This is a genomic window from Campylobacter sp. IFREMER_LSEM_CL2194 (genome assembly GCF_025771685.1).
In the GTDB taxonomy this organism is placed as follows: Bacteria; Campylobacterota; Campylobacteria; order Campylobacterales; family Campylobacteraceae; genus Campylobacter_D.
Genome location: NZ_JAKMQS010000008.1, coordinates 14,001 through 33,840, shown reverse-complemented (window position 1 = coordinate 33,840; position 19,840 = coordinate 14,001). Strand labels below are relative to the sequence as shown.

The window sequence follows — 19,840 nt, the reverse complement described above, 5'->3', positions numbered from 1 at the left end:
TAAAGTTAATCAGTGCTTTCACTTTTTTCCAAAACCTCAAAATAAGCTTCTTCTAAAATACTAAGTTCATTTTCTAAAGAGTTTAGCTTTTCATAAAGGGTATTTATACCTAGTTCTTGATAGATTGCAGGATTGCTTAGGGCATTTTTGATTTCTTTGATTTCTTCTTCTAATTTATGAATTTTATCAGGATATGAGTTTAAAATTTCATTTTCTTTATAGCTTAGTTTTTTACTTGATTTTTCTTTTGTTTTTACACTTGTTGTGGTATTTATTTCTAAGCTTTTAGAAAATTCTTCAAAGTCTTTATATTCTTTTTCATTTTCTAAATATTCGCTGTAAGAAAGAACTTCTATATTAATATTTGCATTATCTTCAAAAGCATAAAGTTTAGTTGCTATTTTATCAACAAAGTATCTATCATGTGATACAAGCAAAATCGCACCTTCAAAAGAAAGTAAATATTCTTCTAAAATATTAATCGTAGCTATGTCTAAATCATTTGTTGGTTCATCTAAGATTAATACATCATATTCTTTAGTAAAAAGCAAGGCTAGGGCAACTCTGTTTTTCTCGCCCCCACTTAACACACTCACACTTTGCTCTAAAAATTCTTTTGGAAATAAAAATTGTTTTAAATACCCATAAACATGCATATTTTTACCACGCACTTGAATATGATCACCACCATTTGGGCAAAAAATTTCTAAAAGTTTTTTATCGGTATTGAGTAAGCTTCTGCTTTGATCAAAATATCCTATCTTAACTTCACCTCTTTTAATTTCCCCGCTATCAAGTGGAATTTGATCAAGTAAAATCTTTAAAAAAGTAGATTTCCCACAGCCATTTTTACCTACTATGGCTATGCGTTCACCTTGTAAAATTCGTGCACTAAAGTCTTTAAAAAGTGTCTTGCCTGCTATGGATTTTGAGATATTTTTAAGTTCAAAAAGCATTTTTTTGCGGTTTTGGCTTTGAGTTTGGTTAAAATTTTTACTTGCTCTTTTGATTTCAAGTTGTAAGCGTTTGATAGCTCCTGGGTTTTTCTTAGCTTCTTCACGCATTTTAAAAATGCGTTCTTTGCGTCCTTCGTTGCGTTTAAGCCTAGCTTTGACTCCTCTTCTTAGCCATTCTTCCTCGCTTTTTAGTTGCTTAAGTAAGGTTTCATGACTTTTAGCTAAGGAGGCTAAAATAGCTGCTTTTTTTTCTAGATATTGCGTATATCCACCCTCAAAAATGCTTAGTTTTCCTGCTTCTATTTCTACGCATTTTTGAGCTATTGCATCGATAAAATATCTATCATGGGAGATGAAAATAACACACATTTTAGAAGCTTTCAATCTTTCTTCTAAAAAGCTACTCATATATACATCTAGATGGTTGGTTGGCTCATCAAGCAATAATATATCAGGATTTTTCAGCAAAAGCGTGCAAAGCCCTACACGTCTTATCTCTCCTCCGCTTAAAGAGCAAAGTGTTCTGTCTTTATATTCTAATAGTTTAAACTCTTCTAGTATTCTTTGTATTTTTTGGTCTAAATTCCATGCATCTTTTGAATCTATAAATAAACTTAATTCATCTATTTTTTTTAAATATTCTTTATTTTCAGGATCAAGAGCTAGTTTTTCGTTGTAGTTTTCAAATTCTTTTAAGGCTTGGTAAATTTCTTCAAGTTCTTTTTTGATGGCTTCGCTCACGCTTAAGGTGCTTTCAAAGCTTACTTGTTGGCTTAGCATACCTATGCTAGTGTTATTTTGTTTAATCACTCTACCGCTATCTAGTTTTAAAGTTCCCATAAGGGCTTTTAAAAAGCTTGATTTTCCTTCGCCATTTTTGCCTATAATGGCGATTTTTTCTCCTAAATTTGCGCTAAAATTTGCATTTTCTAAAACTATTTTTGTATTAAATTTCTTATTTGCATCGATTAAATCTATTAAAGCCAAATTTCTTTCCCAAATGTTTTTTGCGATTTTACTTTAAAAAGTATTAATTTTGCTTAAATAAAATTACACTATGAGAGTGTTTGTTTTTTTTACTTTATTAGTTTTATTTTTTGCTTTGGCAAATTGGTATATTTATAAAAGATTTTTAAGTAGGGTTGAATTTTTAAAACCTTATAAGAAGTTTGTATTAGCTTTTGTTTTAATAGTTTTTGCATGCGAATTAATCTTTTTTGTAAATATGCGTGGGGATTTTTTGCATGAAAAGCTTTATTATATTTTAGCTATTTTTCCTACTATTACTTGCTTTTTCTTGCTTTTTGGAGTGGTTTTTGAAATTGGTTCTTGGATTTTCTTTAACGAAAATAAAAAAGAGCAAATTTTTAGCCTTCAAAGAAGAAAGTTTTTAAAATTAATTTTTGATTCTTGGCTTATTATACTTAGCGTTAGTATGGTGTTTAAAGGCTTTGTAAATGCTATTAGTACACCTAAGGTTAATGAAGTGGATATTAAAATTAAAAATTTAAAAGAAGATTTAAACATAGCTTTGCTTTCTGATGTGCATTTGGGAAAAAATTTAGGTGAAGATTTTTTAAAAACCTTGATTGATGAGGTTAATGCTTTAAATGCTGATATAGTCATTATAGCTGGGGATTTAATCGATGCAGATATAGCTAGTATGTCTTATATTAATTTATTAGAAAATTTTAAATCAAAATATGGTACTTATTTTGTTTATGGAAATCATGAGTATTATAATGATATAAATGCAATAAGCAAAAAGCTTAAAACGCTTAAAAATTTCAAAGTTTTAGAAGATGAAAGTATTGATTTTGGGGATTTTACTTTAAGTGGGACTTTGGATTTGGCTGCTAAACGTTTGGGTTTTAAAGAAAGTAATATAGAAAAAATCAAAACTCAAATCAATCAAGAAAAAGTTAATATTTTAATCACGCATCAACCAAAATATGTAAAAACTTATGATGTGAGTGGGTTTGATTTGATTTTATCAGGACATACACACGCAGGACAAATCTTCCCTTTTTCTTTACTAGTATATCTAGAACAAGGCTTTGTGTATGGGCTTTATAAATTAAGCAAGGATTGTTTGCTTTATGTAAGCAGTGGAGCTGGTTTTTGGGGACCTGCTGTGAGATTTTTAGCTCCTAGTGAGATAGCTTTGATTAGATTAAAAGGAGAATGAGTGGGATTTAGTAATAGTACTTCAAAAATGTTTGGAATCATAGCAAAATATAAATTTCCAAAAATCATACAAAAAAACATTAATAAAGCTTATGTAAATGCTTTTAATATCAATATGAGCGAATTTAAACCTTTAGAAGAATACGAGAGTTTAAATGCTTTATTTACAAGAACTTTATTAAATGAGCGAGAATTAGAAGATGGCTTTGTAAGTCCAAGTGATGGTAAAATTTTAGAACTTGGAAGTAGTTTTCAAAATGACTTAAAAGAAAATTTAGCCTTTAGCATTAAAGGTTCAAGTTATAGTATAGAAGAGCTTTTAAAAAACTCAGCTAGCAAAGAAGAATTAGAAAATGGCATAGATTATGCAAATATTTATCTATCTCCAAAAGATTATCATCATTATCATGCACCTTGTAATATGCAAATTTTAAGTGCTACTTATATGAGTGGAGCTTTATTTAGTGTGAGTGAGGCAAAGTTAGCTAAGATTATAAACCTTTATACTAAAAATGAAAGAGTAGTTTTAAAGTGCTTAGTGGAGGGAAAATTTATACTTTGGATGGTATTTGTGGGTGCGCTAAATGTTGGTAAAATGCATTTTAGCTTTGATGCTAGCATACAAACTAATGCCGCAAATTTTGATTTTACTCATACTTATGATGGGCTTTTTGCAAAAAAAGGTCAAAGGCTTGGAAATTTTGAGCTAGGTTCAACTATAGTTTTAATTGCCCAAAAAGGGTTTTTAAAATTTAGTAAAAACGCTTATGAGCAAGTTGAATTTTCTAAGAAGATTGCGGATTTTGCTTAGTCTCATCTTCATTGGCAACTTTATATAAAAAGGCAAAAATTTCAGCCACTGCTTTATACATATTAGGTGGGATTTCATCGCCTAGATCAAGCTTACTAAGAACTTCTACTAAGTCTTTGTCTTCTTTTATGGGTATGCCATTTTCTTTAGCTAAAGAGATGATTTTAGCGGCGTTTTCACCCTTAGCATTAGCTAGAATTTTTGGTGCATTTTGATCTTCTTTGTTATAGCCTAGCGCAACGGCTTTTTTTGTTTTTTTAGCCATTTTTAAGCCCTTGTATCAAAACCCATATTAAAGTCATTGTATTCTTCTTGATTGTGAAATTTGCTTTTAACTATATCACTGATGAAAAAATTAGAGCTTAGAAGTCCTACTTTAACTAAGGCTTTTTTTAGCTCATGTGCTCTTTCGTAAAGTTTTTTTCTAAAATTAGCATTTTCTATCATCATATTTATATCGATGTATTTATCATTGCTTAGAGATAGAAATACATTGATTTTTCCTAATTTTTCAAATTCAAGATTAATTTGTGCATAAAATTTATCTTTTTTACCGCGTTTGAAAACTACATTAGATTTTTCTAAATCATCCCAAAAGAAAGGTAAAAAAGTATGAATGCTATTATTAGCTAAAGATAAAAGCTGATTAAACTCAAGTTGAGCTATAAGACGATTTGCTTGATTTAGTATGCTTTCATTGTCTAAATTTTTAGCCAGATTAGAAACTTGCAAAAGAGTGGATTTGATATCTTTTTGTAATTCTGAAGAAATTTCTGTGCTATCTTTTGGAGTAATTTTTCCAAGATCTTTTATAGAAAGTTCTAATTTTTTTTCTATGTTTTTTATATCATCTAAAGAATTTTTTGCTTCATAATTTTTAGGATCTAAAGCCTTTAAAACCTCATTGAGTTTTCTTCCTATTAAACCTAGTTCTTTGTTTAGATTATTTAAAAGCTCTTCTTGTAAATTTTGACTAAAATTAAGATTTTTACTTACATTTTGTTTGAAAATATCTTCTAGTAAAATTTTACCTGAAGTACTTTTAAATATATCTTCTAATTTAGTGTTATTTGTTTGTAAATTTTGACTTTTATTATCATTTTTGTTTAAATCTTCAGTATTTTTTTGTGGTGTTTTTTCTTCTTTTGTGTTTTGAATTTCTTTATCTTTTGTCATGCTTTCTTGTTTTTGTTGAACTTCTTTTTTATCCTCTGTGTTTTTTTGCGGAGTTTTTATTTCCTCTTTTAACTCTTCTTTGATGTCTTTAGTATGTGGAGTTTTATTTAAATTTTCTTGTGTTATTTCAGTTTTGTTTTTGTGATTTTTTATGTCTTTTAAAAGTGTTATAAGATCTTTAATGCTTTGACTAAGTTCTTTTAGTATATGCGTATTTTGAATTTTTATATTTTCAGGTTTGGCTAGTTCTTTATTGATAAGTGCTAAATTTTTATTAAGATTTTTAATGAAATTATTAGCAATATTTTGTAGCTTTTCTTGGCTAATGGAATTTGGATTTTTATTGATATAATTTTTAAAATTTTCTATTTTATCAAATAGTTTAAAAAGTGTCTTGTAGTTTGTATTTTCTAAAGAAATTTTATTATCTTTTTTATGATTTTGTAAGATGTGAATAAGTTCTTTTAGTGTACTTGTGGTGTCAAGATTTTTAAGATCTAAATTACTTATATCGCGTTTTAGATTTTCACTAGTAGCTCCTTTTATGGTATTTAAAAGATTAAAAAAACTTTGTGGTAAATTTTGCTCTTTTAAAGAATGATTGAGTTTTGCTTCTAAAAAAACACCTGAATTTTTTACCAAAGATGAAAGATTTTTATTGTTGATATCTTTAGCGGGTTTAACTAGATCTTCTAAAACTTTAAGTAGTTTTTCAAATTCAGGATTTTTAGAAAGCTCTGCTTGAAGTTTTTTAACTTCATTAGCAAAATTAGGTGCAAAATTTAAATCTTTGTGATTTTTTAATACTGCTAAATCAGGATCTTTGTTGGTTTTGATTTGATCTAAGAGTTTATTTAATAATTCTTGTAATTTTTGATCGATTTTGCTTACATAGTCTTTAGGCAATTTGACTTCAGGATCATTTTTAGAAAATAAAGGATTTTTTAAAGCATCGTTAAGTGAGGTTTTTTTGTCTGATTTCTCGCTTTTGTTGTCTTTGCTTGTTTCATTTTTTGCAAATTGATTTTGATTGTTAGAAATATTAGTTATCATCTAGCATTACCATATTACCTGGTTTTCTTTTAAATTTGGTTAGATTTTTAAATTTTGGTTTATCTATAGCAAAGGCAATTAAAACAGTTAATAAAACGATGTAAAAATACATAAAACCATTGCCTTCAAAATAATACATTAAAGTTCCAAGTACAGCAGGCGCAAATAAAGCACCAAAAGAATAAGTAAAAAGAACGGCTCTGCCAAGTTCAACTCTTTTGCTAGAATCTTCAAGCATGTCATTTGCCCTAGCTAAAGAAAGAGCATATAAACAACACATTCCCATACCCAGTAAAAAGCCAAAAAAGTATTTTAAATAAATATTAAAGCTTAATAATAAAATACAAAGCATAGCACTTAAAGCTGTAAAAGCACATAAAATAATAGCAAATTTACGACTAATTTTATCAGAAAGGGTTCCGATGAAAAGTTGAGATATAAATCCTCCTAACATGGTGCAAAATATAAAAATCGAAGCTTCTTTTGCGCCAAATCCTTGTATGAGTATAAATAAAGAAGCCATGGAGAAAAATCCATTCAAAAGCATACCTGCTATAAAGCTTGTCACTAAAGCTAAAGGCACTATGTCAAAAACTTTAGGGATGGAAATTTTGGTTTTTTGTGGTAAAACCGGCTCTTTAATACGGATTAAAAACAAAGGAATAGAAGCAAACATAATAAAACTAGCGCTTAAAATAAATACTGTATTACTTGGGAAATCAAATGACATAAGTAAAATTCCAAAGCCTGATGATGAGTAAAATACTACTTCATAAAAGGCTATTACTCTTGAGCGAATAGCATTTTTTGCTTTTTCATTAAGCCATGATTCTATGACCATTAAAAGTGCATAGTAACAAAAACCAAGCAAAAATCTCAAAACCATCCAAAAATAAAGATTAGAGTTTAAACTATGAAGCATAGTAGCTATACCAAAAATGATGGCAAAAATTCCAAAAGATCTTATATGTCCTACTTTAGAGACTATCCTATGAGCACTAATAGTGCTTACCATAGCACCAAGAAAATAACAACTTCCTATTATCCCTATATAAAAATTACTAACATCGTTATGTTTTAAAATAATTGCTATAGAATTTACCGTTAAAGCACTTCCTATAAAAACAAAAATCATACCAAAAAACAATGCAGTTAATGATCTAATCGTTCTCTTTGAGCTCAACATTTTCTTATTAAAAAATTATATATTAATACCGCTATGGGTGTGACAAACATTGCACAAAACAAGGCAAAAATACTCATTAAGCCTTGAAACTCTAAAAATAAAAATCCTACTATTAAAAACACATAAGCAAAAATTTTAAACAAAGAAAAAAAAGCTAATGCGTTTTTAAAAATACTTTTAAATTTTGGTTTTAAATCGTCATCTATATGGATAAATTTTATAATTTTTGGCAAAGAATATTGTTTTTTAGCAAAAATTTGCAAAGGTCTTTGTGTAAAATCATAATTTTTAGCTGCTTTAAAAATAAAATTTTTATAATTTAAAAAAGATACCAGAATGATTAAATTTTGTGCCAAAAAGCCAAATTCAAAGCTTATAAAGGTTTTAAAGCTTAATTCTTTATAGAAAAAAACTCCTGCTAAGAAAAGTAAATTTAATCCTAGTAAGAGTTTTAGTAAAATTTTAGGCTTTAGGATCATTTTTTAAATCTTTATAGCGATTTTCTTCTTTAAATTCCTCGTAGCTTTTTACTTGTGCCTTGTAAGCTTTATAAACATTTAAAATCGCCGCAGCTACTCCTATAAAAACTCCTACCCAAAAAAGCCAAACTATACCAGTTAAATTTTTTAAAAAATAGCCTATGCCAACCCCGATTAAAACAGCCACAACCATGGATATGCCAAGGCTTAATCCATCTGCAGCTTCTATACCTTTACGAATGATTTTTTGTCTTTTATTCATAGGGCTTTAAAACTTTCTTGTGCTGCTTGTATGGTTTTATCAATGATTTTTTTATCCATACATTCACATATAAAACCTGTTTCAAATTGAGATGGTGCTAAATACACGCCTTTGCTTAGCATTTGTGCATGAAATTTAGCAAATAATTTAGTATCTGATTTTAAAGCATCTTGATAATTATTAACAGGGTTTTCACAAAAGAAAAATCCAAACATAGAACCAACGCAATTAACTTGCAAAGGAATTTTACAATCATTTGCAGCCTCTTTAAAGCCTTGGGTAAGTCTTTTGCCTAGTTTTTCTAATTTTTCATATAAACCTTCATAATTTCTTGCTTTTTTTAAGCTTGCATAACCTGCAGCCATAGCAAGAGGATTGCCACTTAGTGTTCCTGCTTGATATACCCCGCCTAAAGGACTTAATAAATCCATAATCTCAGCCCTTGCAGCAAAAGCAGCCGCAGGCATACCTCCGCCTATAACCTTACCAAAAGTTACTATATCAGCTTTTATATTATTAATTCCAAAAGAGCCTAGGTATGAAGCTCTAAAGCCACTCATAACTTCATCAAAAATCAAAAGAATTTGATGCTCATCACATAGTTTTCTTAGCTCTTGTAAAAATTCTATTTTAGCAGGCACTAAACCCATGTTTCCTGCAATTGGCTCTATAATGATACAAGCTATATTATCATCATTATTGATTAAGTTTTTAACACTATCAATGTCATTATAAATAGCTACTAGAGTATTTTTAGCTACATCGGTTAATACTCCTAGTGAGCTTGGAGTGTTAAAAGTAGCTGCACCACTTCCAGCGCTTACTAATAAAGAATCAGAATGTCCATGATAACATCCTTCAAATTTGATGATTTTATCTTTTTTGCTAAATCCTCTTGCAAGACGAATAGCACTCATAGTAGCTTCTGTGCCACTACTTACAAAGCGTATTTTGTCTAAATGCGGCCAATCTTTTAAGATAAATTTGGCCAATTTAGTTTCAGCTAGGGTTGGTGCACCAAAGCTTGAACCATGTTCTAAAGCTTTTTTACAAGCTTTTTCAATATCTTCATCACAATGCCCAAAAAGCAAAGGTCCCCAACTTTGTACATAATCTATATAAGTATTATCTTCTATATCACTAATATAAGCACCTTTTCCTTGTTTGATAAATAAAGGATTGCTACCTACGCTAGCAAAGGCACGCACAGGAGAATCAACTCCACCTGCTATATATTCACAAGCTTCTTCAAAGGCTTTTTTGTTATTTTTCATTTTTACTCCTTTTATTGTTAGTAATGTAATCATAAAGCGATTTGATCTCATCTTCTGTTAATGAGTAAGTTGGCATAATGCTTTTTGCCTCCTGAGGTTGGCTTAGAATTTCTCTAAAACGCTTATAGAGTGTATTTTTAATACTTGGCACTATAAAAGGAGTTTTTTCTCCATTTTTAGTGTAATACCCTAGTATTTGTTGTCCTCCATCACCATGACATTTAGCGCAACTTATGCCTCTTGGATTTTTGTAAAGGGATTCTTGGTACTCTTTAGGTGAAATAAAATCTTCAGCCCAAGCACTATAAACTATAAAAAATAAAAATAAAATAATTTTCATTTATCACCTTTAACAAAAAAAGAAGTTTTGTTATGATACAATTTTTTAAGTTAAAGAAAGCTATAAATTTAAGGAAAGAAATGACACTTTTAGATGGCAAAAGACTGAGTGATGAGATTAAAGAAAATCTTAAACAAGAAGTAGTAAAGCTTAAAGATCAAAGTATAGAGCCTTGCTTGGCTGTGATTTTAGTAGGAGAAGATCCTGCTAGTGCTACTTATGTGGGTTCTAAAGCAAAGGCTTGTGAGCAATGTGGGATTAAGTCTTTGGTTTATAAACTTGATGTAAACACAACTCAAAATGAGCTTTTGGCTTTGATTAATACCTTAAATCATGATGATAGTGTTGATGGGATTTTGGTTCAGCTTCCATTACCAGCACATATTAATAAAGATATCATCCTAGAAAGTATTAATTTTAATAAAGATGTAGATGGTTTTCATCCTTTTAATGTCGGGAATTTAAATTTAAATTTAAAAGGTGGTTTTTTGCCATGTACGCCTTTGGGTGTTATGAAAATTTTAGAGCATTATGATATAAAATTACAAGGTGCTGATGTGGTTGTAATAGGAGCTTCTAATATAGTAGGTCGTCCTATGGCTACGCTTTTATTAAATGCTAATGCTAGTGTGAGTATTTGTCATATTTATACAAAAGATTTAAAAGCTTATACAAAAAATGCTGATATTATCATTGTAGCGGCAGGTTGTCCAAATCTTTTAAAAGAAGATATGGTTAAAGAGGATGTGATAGTAGTTGATGTAGGGATTAATAGGGTTGATGGAAAAATAGTAGGTGATGTTGATTTTGAAAATGTAAGTAAAAAAGCTAGTTATATTACTCCTGTACCAGGCGGGGTAGGGCCTATGACTATAGCAATGCTTTTAGAAAATACTATAAAATCAGCTAAAAATAGGATTAAAAAATGAATTTTTTCAAAAAAATCTATAAATTCACACAATCTTGGACAGGAACTTTAATAGTTGTTTTATTGATTATATTTTTCTTTATACAAGCTTTTACCATACCAAGTGGTTCTATGAAAAATACTTTATTAGTGGGGGATTTTTTATTTGTAAAAAAATTCTCCTATGGTATTCCAACTCCGCATATTCCTTGGATAGAAGTACCTGTTTTACCTGATTTTAATAAAAATGGGCATTTAGTAAGTGCTGAGGGTCCTAAAAGAGGAGATATTGTAGTATTTAGATATCCACATGAGCCAAAAATTCATTATGTAAAAAGATGTGTGGCTAAGGGCGGAGATGAGGTTGTTTTTGCAAATAAAACCTTATATGTGCGTATGGTTGAGGGTGATGAGTATATGAAAGATTATTATCCTAATAAAACAAAAATCATAGGCGGAAGACTTTTTGTAAAAGAACCTTTTGTAGAAAAAGGAATACATTATGATTCTAGAGTGGATATAGAAAGTGTGTTTTTTCGCTATTTAAATTTAGGTCAATTTGCTATGAAGCCCGTTTCTTTTGATGAATTAGGTGCTAATAATATTTATGGTTTTAATGCTTATTATTATAAAGTACCTGAAAATGAGTATTTTATGATGGGTGATAATCGTGATCACTCTAGTGATAGTAGATTTTGGGGGAGTGTAGATTATAAATACATAGTTGGTCAACCTTGGTTTATTTATTTTTCATGGGATGAAAATAAAAAAGTTAGATGGGAAAGAGTAGGGCGTTTGGTTGAAACTATAGAAAAAGATGAGCGTTTTATCCATCATAATGAAAGCGATATAGAAGCTTTAGAATAATTACTCAAAGAAACAATATAAAATTTTTATGTGTAGAAAATGTATAGTTTCTACACAAATTTATAAAAATATACACTCTTAATTTTATTCGTAGATTTTTTTAAGCTCCAAGTTGTAACAATTAACACAAATAAAAATCAAAGCAAAAAATAAAGGATAAAAAATGCTAAGTCAAAGATCTCAAAATTTAGGAGAATCCTTAACTTTAGTAATGACTGATATAGCCAAAACTTTAAAAGCAAATGGTGAAAAAGTTATTAGTTTTTCAGCAGGTGAACCTGATTTTGATACTCCAGAAATCATTAAAAAAGCAGCAATTGAAGCTATCGAAAAAGGTTGTGGAGCTTATACGCCAGTTGTGGGTATAAAAGAAGTTATAGAGGCTATACAATATAAATTTAAAAATGATAATAATTTAGAATATAAAGCAAGCGAAATCATTACCAATGTTGGTGCTAAACATTCTTTGTTTATGGCGATTGAGTGTTTGGTTGAAGAAGGTGATGAGGTTATCATACCAAGTCCTTATTGGGTAAGTTATCCTGAAATGGTGAAATTTGCAGGCGCAACTCCTGTATTTATAGAAGGTGAAGCAAAAAATGGCTTTAAAATTACTCCTGAGCAATTAAAACAAGCTATTACTCCAAAAACAAAGGTTTTGATGTTTAATTCCCCATCAAATCCTACGGGTGCTATATATTCTAAAGAAGAAATTACTGCTTTAGCTAAGGTTTTAGAGGGAACTAAAATCGTAGTTTTGAGTGATGAGATTTATGAAAAATTAGTTTATGATGGAGAATTTTGTGCTTTTGCGCAAGTTAGTGAAGATGCTTTAAATAGAACTGTAAGTATTAACGGTCTTAGTAAATGTGGTGCTATGCCAGGATGGCGTTTTGGATACATGGCAAGCAAAATGAGTGAGTTTAATAATGCTGTTAAAAAATTACAAGGACAAAGCACTTCAAATATCTGCTCAATCATTCAGCATGCAGCTTTACCAGCCTTGCTTGGAAAAGCAGATCGTGATATTGAAATGATGAGACAAGCCTTTTTAAAGCGTAGAGAATTAGCGTGTGAAATTTTAGCTAAAAGCGATAAGTTAAAATTAGAACAAATTCCACAAGGAGCTTTTTATTTATTTATCTCTTGTAAGGAAGTTGATAGTGATTCTATGAGATTTTGTAAAAGATTATTAGAAGAGCAAAAAGTAGCTTTAGTACCAGGCATAGGTTTTGGTATGGAAGGGTATTTTAGACTTTCTTATGCAACTAATGAAAAAGATATCATTGAAGGTTGTGAAAAAATCGTTGAATTTGTAAAAAACTACTAAAATCTTAAGCCTGTTAAAAACAGGCTTTCTTTCAAAAAACTTATAAGCAAGTCTTTGGTATGATTATGCAAAAAATATAGGAAAATCAATGGAATTTGAAGTTCAATATAAAAGTGCAAATGCTAGAGCTTGTCGTATAAAAACTACACATAGTGAAATTTTAACTCCCATCTTTATGCCAGTTGGAACTTTGGCTGCGATTAAAAGTTTAGATGCTGTCGATATGAGTGAAATTTTAAATGCAAAAATCATTTTAGCAAATACTTATCATTTGTATTTAAGACCAGGTTCTAAGGTGATTAAACAAATGGGTGGCTTGCATGGTTTTAGTAAATTTAATGGATCTTTTTTAACAGATAGTGGAGGCTTTCAAGCTTTTTCTTTAAGTAAAAATTCAAAACCCGATGAAAAAGGAATTGAATTTAAAAGTCATATTGATGGAAGTTTGCATTATTTTACCCCGCAAAGCGTTTTAGATGCTCAGTATGATTTTAACTCAGACATTATGATGATTTTAGATGATTTAGTGGCTTTGCCTGCAAGTAAAGAAAGGATAGAGCTTTCTTTAAAACGTACTATAAAATGGGCAAAAGAAGCTATTGATTATCATAAATTAAAGCAAAACCAAGGTGTAGGAATAGGGCAAAATATCTTTGGTATTATCCAAGGTGGAACGGATTTTGAAGCTAGAAAAATTTGTTCTCAAGCACTTTGTGAGATGGATTTTGATGGACTTGCTATAGGTGGATTGAGCGTAGGAGAAGAAAATGAGGCTATGTACGATACGGTTGAAGCTATGATGCCTTATGTGGATAACAATCGTCCTAGATATTTAATGGGAGTTGGCACACCTGAAGATTTAGTAGAAAATGTAGCAAGAGGTGTTGATATGTTTGATTGTGTGATGCCAACAAGAAATGCAAGAAATGGAACTTTATTTACTAGCTTTGGAAAATTTAATATCAAAAAAGCAGAATTTATCACTGATCATGCTCCTATAGACAGTAAATGTTCTTGCTATACATGTAAGAATTTTTCAAGAGCTTATTTAAATCATTTATTTAAAGCTAAAGAATTAACCTTTTTTAGACTTGCAAGTATTCACAATTTGCATTATTATCTAAATTTGGTAAAGCAAATGCGTGAAGCTATTATCAAAGATGAATTTGAAAATTTTAGAAAGGAATTTTATAGACAAAGAATGTAAGTAAAGTGGTACGCCCAAGAGGATTCGAACCTCTGACCTTTTGAACCGCAATCAAATGCTCTATCCAGCTGAGCTATGGGCGCAAAATAAAAGAGTAATTTTATCAAAAAATTCTTAAAATTAGCAAAAATAAGTAATTTTATAGAATTTTTATATTTTTATGCTAATCTTCTTTGAATAATATTTTAGCTTAAGGCAAAGTAATGATACATAAGATTTTAATAGCTAATAGAGGTGAGATTGCAGTAAGGGTAATCCGTGCTTGTAGAGATTTACATATAAAAAGTGTTGCTGTTTATACTGAACCTGATCATGAGTGTTTGCATGTAAAAGTTGCTGATGAAGCGTATAGAATAGGAACTGATGCTATAAGAGGGTATTTAGATGGCAAAAGAATAGTTGAAATTGCTAAAGCTTGCGGGGCTGATGCTATACATCCTGGATATGGCTTTTTAAGTGAAAATTATGAGTTTGCTAAAGAATGTGAAGAAGCAGGGATTATCTTTATAGGGCCAAAATCAGATGTTATCCGTAAAATGGGAAATAAAAATATAGCAAGATATTTAATGAAAAAAAATGGAATTCCTGTGGTTCCAGGTACTGAAAAATTAAATCATTGTACATTAGAAGAGATAAAACTTCAAGCTTTAAAAATAGGTTATCCGGTGATTTTAAAAGCCAGTGGTGGCGGTGGTGGTAGAGGTATACGCGTAGTACATAAAGAAGAAGATTTAGAAAAATCTTTTGAAGCGTGCAAAAGAGAGGCATTAAGCTTTTTTAAAAATGATGAAGTTTTTATGGAAAAATATGTTATTAATCCAAGGCATATTGAGTTTCAAATTTTAGCAGATAATTATGGTAATATCATCCATCTTTGTGAAAGGGATTGTTCAATACAAAGAAGACATCAAAAAATTATTGAAATTGCACCTTGTCCAAGTATCTCAGAAAAACTAAGAAAAACCATAGGAGTTACCGCAGTAGCTGCTGCAAAAGCTGTGGGTTATACCAATGTTGGGACGGTTGAGTTTTTACTTGATGATTATAATAGATTTTATTTTATGGAAATGAATACAAGAATTCAAGTAGAACACCCAATCACAGAAGAAATCACAGGAATTGATCTTATCACAAGACAAATTCGTATAGCAAATGGGGAAATTTTAGATCTTGAGCAAAGCGATATAAAACCAAGAGGCTTTGCGATAGAAGCTAGGATTACAGCAGAAAATGTATGGAAAAATTTCATTCCAAGTCCGGGTAAAATCACAGAATATTTTCCAGCTTTAGGACCGTCTGTAAGAGTGGATAGTCATTTATATAAAGACTATACTGTGCCACCTTATTATGATTCTTTGCTTGCAAAATTAATTGTTAAAGGCTCAAGTTATGATAGTGCGGTTAATAGACTTGAGAGAGCTTTGAAAGAATTTGTGATTGATGATATTAGAACAACTGTGCCATTTTTGATTGCAATTACCAAAATAAGAGAATTTAGAAGAGGGTATTTTGATACTTCTTTTATAGAAACACATATGGAAGAGCTTTTAGAAAAAACAGAAGATAGACACCAAGAAAACAAAGAAGAAGTAATTGCTGCTATAGCTGCGACTTTACAAAAGATAAAAGAAAGTAGACAATCATGAGTTTTTTAGATGAATTAAAAGATATAAAAAAAGCACTCCAAAAAGAACAAGGTCAAGTAAAAAAAGAAAAGATTAAAGCGAGTAAAAGTGTAGTTAGTATGAAAAATACTGACTTAGATGCTATACAAAAAGATTTAGCTAAACAGAATGAAGATAAAAAACAAGAGCAAGAATTTGAAGATATGTTTTTAAAAGAAGAGCGTTTGGCTAATGAATTTATGGAATTTGTAAAAAATAGTGATATTAAAAAGATCTAATGAATAATATTATTGGTTTTTGTACTTTAGAAGAAGAATGTCCTTATCTTGAAAATAGATACTGTAGAAATGAGTATAATTATATATCTTTTATCACAAAAACACAAAATCAAGAACTAGTTTCAAGAGGTTGGCGTCGCTTTGGTTCGTATTTTTCAAGACCAATATGTAATGATTGCAATGAGTGTCAAAATTTACGTATTTTAGTAGAAAATTTTCATTTTAGCAAAAGTTATCGCAGGGTTTTGAAAAAAAATACAGCCACTAAAATAATCTTACAAAAACCTTCTTTAAGTGATGAGCATTTATTGCTTTATGAAAAATATCACCATTACCAAAAAGATAAAAGAAATTGGAAAATTTATGATTTAAATTTTAGAAAATATTACAATCTTTATGTAGATAATGCTGGTACTTTTGGATATGAGCTTGATTTTTATATAGACAATAAGTTAGTTTGTGTTGATTTGATTGATATTTTAGAAGATGGAATTTCTAGCATTTATTGTTTTTATGATCCAGATTTTTCCCATCTAAGTCTTGGTAAATACTCACTTTTAACAGAAATTAAACTTGCACAATTAAAAAAATTAAAATATATTTATTTGGGATATTTTGTAAAAGGGTGTCAATCTTTAGCATATAAAGCCGATTATAGTCCAAATGAAATTTTAAAACACACTAGTGCTTTAAATGAGCAAGCATTTTTGTGGAGTTAGGTTTATAGAGAGGATTTTATGCAAGTAGTGCAAACTTTAGAATCAGTTAGTGTTAATACTGATGATTTTTTAATGTTTAAATATTTTCAAGATCTTATCCGTAAAAATTTTTCCAAAGTTATAGGTAATAAAAATAAAACCTTGTCTTTTTTTGTAGAAAATGAAATTCCTCAAAGAAGATATTTTTTAAAACTTGTTAACCACAAATATAAAAAAAATACTGGAAATCAAATTGATAATCTTGCTTTTGCACATTATAAAACCTTTAAATTAAATCTTGCTCAAGCAAATACTTTAAAACCTGTAATCTTTGCTAAAATAGGTTTTGCACAAAAGAATATTTTAATCACACTAAGTTCGAATGAAAAATTATTTGCTGTGTATTTAGAGCAGTATTTTAAAGACCATAAAAGCGTGTATGATGAAAAAAATTGTATTTTTTCAGTAGAATACAAAGATGATAATACTTTAAATCTTTTAGAAATTTTAGCTAGTGTAAATGAGCATTTGAAATATTGTGTTGATTTTACGATTAATGAAACTCAGCTTTTAGAATTTAGAAATAAAATGAAAAACAAAGCTAGTACTAATTGGAAATTTAATGCTCTGGCAAAGCTTTTTGAAAATTATTTTCAAACACTAGGATGTAATTCTAGTGATGATTTTGCTACTATTAGACAAAATTATCTTAATTTGGTTAAAATTTATCATCCTGATCGCCATCAAGGTAAAAGTAAGATCGAACAAGCTTATTGCCGTGAAGAATTTGAGAAAATTCAGCTTGCTTATGAGAGCTTAAAATCTTTATATAAAAATAATACTTGATGCTAAAATAACATCATTTTAAGTTGCAATTTATTAAAATTAATTTTTTATAAAAATTTAGGGAATAACATTGGTTGCTGATAGAAAGTTATTTTTTTTAAGTTGCATTCTTATAACTATAGGAATACTTTTTTCATATTCTTTAAGTGCTTTTACTGTTCTTTATTTAGAATATAATGAATTTCACTTTTTTATCAGACAGCTTTTTTTTGGGCTTAGTGGTATAGCTATTATTTATTTTGTTTCAAGATTAAATCCTGATAGTAAAATGGCGCATTATTTGATGATAAGCGTTTTACTCATCTCTTTTTTATTTATACTTATTTTACCTTTTCTGCCTACCTTTCTTGCTACTGCAGCAGGTGGTGCTAAAAGGTGGATTAGGCTTGGTCCTTTATCTATCTCTCCAGTTGAATTTTTTAAAATAGGTTTGATTTATTTCCTTGCTTGGTCTTATACAAGAAGGATTGATGATAGCAAAAAAGCAATCAAACATGAAGTTTTAATTTTAATTCCTTATTTTATTTTAGCTGCTTTTGTTATTGGTTATATTTATATGACACAAAATGATTTAGGGCAAAGCGTTATTTCTTTTTTCTTGGTTTTTGCTTTAGCTTTTTTTGCAGGAGCTAGTAAAAGACTTTTTGCTTTTGGTGTGGTTATTGTTGGAATGATTGGAGTTTTGGTAATCTTAAGTAATCAAAGAAGAATTCAGCGTATTTCTGCTTGGTGGGGAAATATCCAAGATGCGTTTTTACCTTTCTTTCCTGATTGGTTAGCAAGTGTTTTAAGAGTAAGTCACAACTCAGAGCCTTATCAAATTTCACATAGTTTAAATGCTATAGCTCATGGTGGATTTTTTGGAGAGGGTTTAGGGCTTGGAACTTTTAAACTAGGATTTTTAAGTGAGGTCCATACGGACTTTGTCTTATCAGGGATTACTGAAGAGATAGGACTATTGGGATTAAGTATTATTTGTTTTATATATTTGATGGTAATACTTCGAATTTTTAGAATAGCAGGGCGTTGTGAAAATAAAGTTCATTTTTTGTTTTGTTCGGGTGTAGCTTTGCTTTTATTATTTTCATTTTTTATGAATGCTTTTGGAATTATTTCCTTGACTCCATTAAAAGGTGTTGCTGTGCCGCTTTTAAGCTATGGAGGTAGTTCAATGTGGTCTATTTGTCTTGGAATAGGCTATGTTTTAATGATTAGTAAAAAGGTAAAAATATAAATTTGTATTTATTTGTTAAAGTTTTTATATAATATACAATATTATTAATATTTTATAAATAAAACTATATTATATTATTTTTTGTCGATATATTAAAAATAAGGATATGTAAATGAAACACTTTTTAACATTGATGGATTTTACTAAAGAAAATATTTTAAATATTATTAATCATGCTGCTGATTTGAAAAAAAATCCAAAAAAATTATTGCAAGACAAAACCTTGGCAATGATTTTTGAAAAAAATTCTACGCGTACAAGAATGGCTTTTGAACTTGCAATTACAGAACTTGGTGGGAAAGCCATATGTTTAAATAGTAATGATTTGCAACTTGGTAGAGGTGAATCTATTAAAGATACAGCTAGGGTTATTGGTTCTATGGTGGATTTTATAATGATGAGAGTAAAAAATCATGATAGTTTAGTAGAATTTGCAAGATATTCTAAAGCTCATGTTATTAATGGTTTAAGTGACCTTTATCATCCAACGCAGATTTTAGGAGATTTATTAACTATTAAAGAACAAGGTAAGGAAAAAGATAACAATTTAAAAATTGCTTTTATAGGAGATAGTAATAATGTATGTAATTCTTGGTTGATAGCTTCTGCGATTTTAGGTTATGAAATTAGTATAGCCATACCAAAAAATTATAGTATAAACACACAAGTTTGGAATTTTGTTACAAAAAAATCAGAAATTTCAGGTGCAAAAATTTCATTATTTCATAATAAATTTGAAGCTTTGAAAGACAAAGATGTTGTTGTGACTGATACATGGGTTTCAATGGGCGAAGAAGTTGAAAAAGAAAATAAAATAAAAGACTTTGATGGTTTTATGATTGATAATAAAGCGATGAAATATGCAAATAAAGACGCTATTTTGCTTCATTGTTTACCTGCATACAAAGGTTTTGAAGTTAGTGAAGAAATTTTTGAGAAGCATTCTAAAGTTATTTTTGAAGAAGCTGTAAATCGTCTTTATGTGGTTAAAGCACTCCTTTGTTTTTTAAAAAAACAATTATAATTTATTTTTAAAGAAGTGAAATAAAAATTAAACTATGGAAATTAAAATATTAAAAAAATATTTTTTTGCTATAATTTTAGACAATTTACTAAAACAAAGG

General features: G+C 29.3%; 20 protein-coding genes and 1 tRNA gene. 12 read left to right on the top strand and 9 right to left on the bottom strand.

The features are described 5' to 3' along the window. Positions 1 to 5 precede the first annotated feature (5 nt). Complete coding sequence (abc-f, locus tag L8V79_RS05380; protein ID WP_263702784.1) at positions 6 to 1,943, bottom strand: ribosomal protection-like ABC-F family protein; 1,938 nt, start codon at positions 1,941 to 1,943, stop codon at positions 6 to 8. A gap of 70 nt (positions 1,944 to 2,013) precedes the next feature. Between abc-f and L8V79_RS05375 the strand changes: the two genes are divergently transcribed. Then, complete coding sequence (locus tag L8V79_RS05375) at positions 2,014 to 3,144, top strand: metallophosphoesterase (RefSeq protein WP_263702783.1); 1,131 nt, start codon at positions 2,014 to 2,016, stop codon at positions 3,142 to 3,144. Continuing rightward, complete coding sequence (locus tag L8V79_RS05370; protein WP_263702782.1) at positions 3,145 to 3,954, top strand: phosphatidylserine decarboxylase; 810 nt, start codon at positions 3,145 to 3,147, stop codon at positions 3,952 to 3,954. Here the strand turns inward: L8V79_RS05370 and L8V79_RS05365 are convergent. The 7 genes from L8V79_RS05365 to L8V79_RS05335 are packed head-to-tail and all read right to left on the bottom strand — an operon-like array spanning position 3,929 to position 9,724. Further along, positions 3,929 to 4,219: a FlhB-like flagellar biosynthesis protein gene (locus L8V79_RS05365; protein WP_039617937.1), complete on the bottom strand. Its 291-nt coding sequence runs from the start codon at positions 4,217 to 4,219 to the stop codon at positions 3,929 to 3,931. The two genes, L8V79_RS05370 and L8V79_RS05365, sit on opposite strands and share 26 nt — an antisense overlap. Positions 4,220 to 4,221: 2 nt before the next feature. After that, positions 4,222 to 6,183: a flagellar hook-length control protein FliK gene (locus L8V79_RS05360; RefSeq protein WP_263702781.1), complete on the bottom strand. Its 1,962-nt coding sequence runs from the start codon at positions 6,181 to 6,183 to the stop codon at positions 4,222 to 4,224. Next, complete coding sequence (locus L8V79_RS05355) at positions 6,173 to 7,366, bottom strand: MFS transporter (protein WP_263702831.1); 1,194 nt, start codon at positions 7,364 to 7,366, stop codon at positions 6,173 to 6,175. The genes L8V79_RS05360 and L8V79_RS05355 overlap by 11 nt, the downstream gene beginning before the upstream one ends. Beyond that, entirely contained in the window at positions 7,363 to 7,848 is a 486-nt protein-coding gene (locus L8V79_RS05350; RefSeq protein ID WP_263692274.1) for a hypothetical protein, read from the bottom strand. Before L8V79_RS05350 ends, L8V79_RS05355 begins: the two co-directional genes overlap by 4 nt. Further along, positions 7,832 to 8,110, bottom strand: coding sequence for an AtpZ/AtpI family protein (locus tag L8V79_RS05345; protein ID WP_039641170.1), 279 nt, complete (start codon positions 8,108 to 8,110; stop codon positions 7,832 to 7,834). Before L8V79_RS05345 ends, L8V79_RS05350 begins: the two co-directional genes overlap by 17 nt. Further along, positions 8,107 to 9,384 (bottom strand): glutamate-1-semialdehyde 2,1-aminomutase, encoded by a 1,278-nt coding sequence (gene hemL / locus L8V79_RS05340; protein ID WP_039617944.1) that lies wholly within the window; start codon positions 9,382 to 9,384, stop codon positions 8,107 to 8,109. Before hemL ends, L8V79_RS05345 begins: the two co-directional genes overlap by 4 nt. Beyond that, a complete protein-coding gene (locus L8V79_RS05335) occupies positions 9,374 to 9,724 on the bottom strand; it encodes a c-type cytochrome (protein WP_263692276.1) in 351 nt (116 codons plus the stop codon). Before L8V79_RS05335 ends, hemL begins: the two co-directional genes overlap by 11 nt. Positions 9,725 to 9,804: 80 nt before the next feature. On the opposite strand from L8V79_RS05335, the gene folD reads away from it, so the two are divergent. The 4 genes from folD (at position 9,805) to tgt (ending at position 14,035) form a co-directional block, all read left to right on the top strand. Continuing rightward, positions 9,805 to 10,653 carry a bifunctional methylenetetrahydrofolate dehydrogenase/methenyltetrahydrofolate cyclohydrolase FolD gene (gene folD, locus L8V79_RS05330; RefSeq protein ID WP_263702780.1) on the top strand — a complete coding sequence of 283 codons (849 nt, stop codon included), beginning with the start codon at positions 9,805 to 9,807 and terminating at the stop codon, positions 10,651 to 10,653. Further along, on the top strand, positions 10,650 to 11,498 hold the full coding sequence (gene lepB / locus L8V79_RS05325; protein ID WP_263663966.1) for a signal peptidase I: 849 nt from the start codon (positions 10,650 to 10,652) through the stop codon (positions 11,496 to 11,498). The genes folD and lepB overlap by 4 nt, the downstream gene beginning before the upstream one ends. 163 nt (positions 11,499 to 11,661) lie before the next feature. Next, positions 11,662 to 12,828: a pyridoxal phosphate-dependent aminotransferase gene (locus L8V79_RS05320; protein ID WP_263663964.1), complete on the top strand. Its 1,167-nt coding sequence runs from the start codon at positions 11,662 to 11,664 to the stop codon at positions 12,826 to 12,828. 88 nt (positions 12,829 to 12,916) lie between these two features. Continuing rightward, positions 12,917 to 14,035: a tRNA guanosine(34) transglycosylase Tgt gene (gene tgt / locus L8V79_RS05315; protein WP_263702779.1), complete on the top strand. Its 1,119-nt coding sequence runs from the start codon at positions 12,917 to 12,919 to the stop codon at positions 14,033 to 14,035. Between the two features lie 6 nt (positions 14,036 to 14,041). Here the strand turns inward: tgt and L8V79_RS05310 are convergent. Beyond that, positions 14,042 to 14,118, bottom strand: a tRNA-Arg gene (locus L8V79_RS05310). A 120-nt stretch (positions 14,119 to 14,238) separates the two neighbouring features. Between L8V79_RS05310 and L8V79_RS05305 the strand changes: the two genes are divergently transcribed. The 6 genes from L8V79_RS05305 (at position 14,239) to argF (ending at position 19,740) form a co-directional block, all read left to right on the top strand. Continuing rightward, positions 14,239 to 15,681 (top strand): acetyl-CoA carboxylase subunit A, encoded by a 1,443-nt coding sequence (locus L8V79_RS05305; protein WP_039668233.1) that lies wholly within the window; start codon positions 14,239 to 14,241, stop codon positions 15,679 to 15,681. Next, entirely contained in the window at positions 15,678 to 15,938 is a 261-nt protein-coding gene (locus L8V79_RS05300) for a hypothetical protein (protein ID WP_263702778.1), read from the top strand. The genes L8V79_RS05305 and L8V79_RS05300 overlap by 4 nt, the downstream gene beginning before the upstream one ends. Next, on the top strand, positions 15,938 to 16,657 hold the full coding sequence (locus L8V79_RS05295; protein ID WP_263663958.1) for an arginyltransferase: 720 nt from the start codon (positions 15,938 to 15,940) through the stop codon (positions 16,655 to 16,657). The genes L8V79_RS05300 and L8V79_RS05295 overlap by 1 nt, the downstream gene beginning before the upstream one ends. 18 nt (positions 16,658 to 16,675) lie before the next feature. Next, positions 16,676 to 17,482, top strand: coding sequence for an adenylosuccinate lyase (locus L8V79_RS05290; RefSeq protein ID WP_039617961.1), 807 nt, complete (start codon positions 16,676 to 16,678; stop codon positions 17,480 to 17,482). Between the two features lie 70 nt (positions 17,483 to 17,552). Next, positions 17,553 to 18,716 (top strand): putative lipid II flippase FtsW, encoded by a 1,164-nt coding sequence (ftsW, locus tag L8V79_RS05285; protein WP_257397039.1) that lies wholly within the window; start codon positions 17,553 to 17,555, stop codon positions 18,714 to 18,716. Positions 18,717 to 18,828: 112 nt separating this feature from the next. Continuing rightward, positions 18,829 to 19,740: an ornithine carbamoyltransferase gene (argF, locus tag L8V79_RS05280; protein WP_263663957.1), complete on the top strand. Its 912-nt coding sequence runs from the start codon at positions 18,829 to 18,831 to the stop codon at positions 19,738 to 19,740. Positions 19,741 to 19,840 lie beyond the last annotated feature (100 nt).

Excerpts from the sequence above, each read along its gene's own strand:
- L8V79_RS05375 (WP_263702783.1), top strand. The coding sequence starts at position 2,014 with ATGAGAGTGTTTGTTTTTTTTACTTTATTAGTTTTATTTTTTGCTTTG.
- L8V79_RS05365 (WP_039617937.1), bottom strand. The coding sequence starts at position 4,219 with ATGGCTAAAAAAACAAAAAAAGCCGTTGCGCTAGGCTATAACAAAGAA.
- L8V79_RS05360 (WP_263702781.1), bottom strand. The coding sequence starts at position 6,183 with ATGATAACTAATATTTCTAACAATCAAAATCAATTTGCAAAAAATGAA.
- L8V79_RS05350 (WP_263692274.1), bottom strand. The coding sequence starts at position 7,848 with ATGATCCTAAAGCCTAAAATTTTACTAAAACTCTTACTAGGATTAAAT.
- L8V79_RS05345 (WP_039641170.1), bottom strand. The coding sequence starts at position 8,110 with ATGAATAAAAGACAAAAAATCATTCGTAAAGGTATAGAAGCTGCAGAT.
- hemL (WP_039617944.1), bottom strand. The coding sequence starts at position 9,384 with ATGAAAAATAACAAAAAAGCCTTTGAAGAAGCTTGTGAATATATAGCA.
- L8V79_RS05335 (WP_263692276.1), bottom strand. The coding sequence starts at position 9,724 with ATGAAAATTATTTTATTTTTATTTTTTATAGTTTATAGTGCTTGGGCT.
- folD (WP_263702780.1), top strand. The coding sequence starts at position 9,805 with ATGACACTTTTAGATGGCAAAAGACTGAGTGATGAGATTAAAGAAAAT.
- lepB (WP_263663966.1), top strand. The coding sequence starts at position 10,650 with ATGAATTTTTTCAAAAAAATCTATAAATTCACACAATCTTGGACAGGA.
- L8V79_RS05320 (WP_263663964.1), top strand. The coding sequence starts at position 11,662 with ATGCTAAGTCAAAGATCTCAAAATTTAGGAGAATCCTTAACTTTAGTA.
- tgt (WP_263702779.1), top strand. The coding sequence starts at position 12,917 with ATGGAATTTGAAGTTCAATATAAAAGTGCAAATGCTAGAGCTTGTCGT.
- L8V79_RS05305 (WP_039668233.1), top strand. The coding sequence starts at position 14,239 with ATGATACATAAGATTTTAATAGCTAATAGAGGTGAGATTGCAGTAAGG.
- L8V79_RS05300 (WP_263702778.1), top strand. The coding sequence starts at position 15,678 with ATGAGTTTTTTAGATGAATTAAAAGATATAAAAAAAGCACTCCAAAAA.
- L8V79_RS05295 (WP_263663958.1), top strand. The coding sequence starts at position 15,938 with ATGAATAATATTATTGGTTTTTGTACTTTAGAAGAAGAATGTCCTTAT.
- L8V79_RS05290 (WP_039617961.1), top strand. The coding sequence starts at position 16,676 with ATGCAAGTAGTGCAAACTTTAGAATCAGTTAGTGTTAATACTGATGAT.
- argF (WP_263663957.1), top strand. The coding sequence starts at position 18,829 with ATGAAACACTTTTTAACATTGATGGATTTTACTAAAGAAAATATTTTA.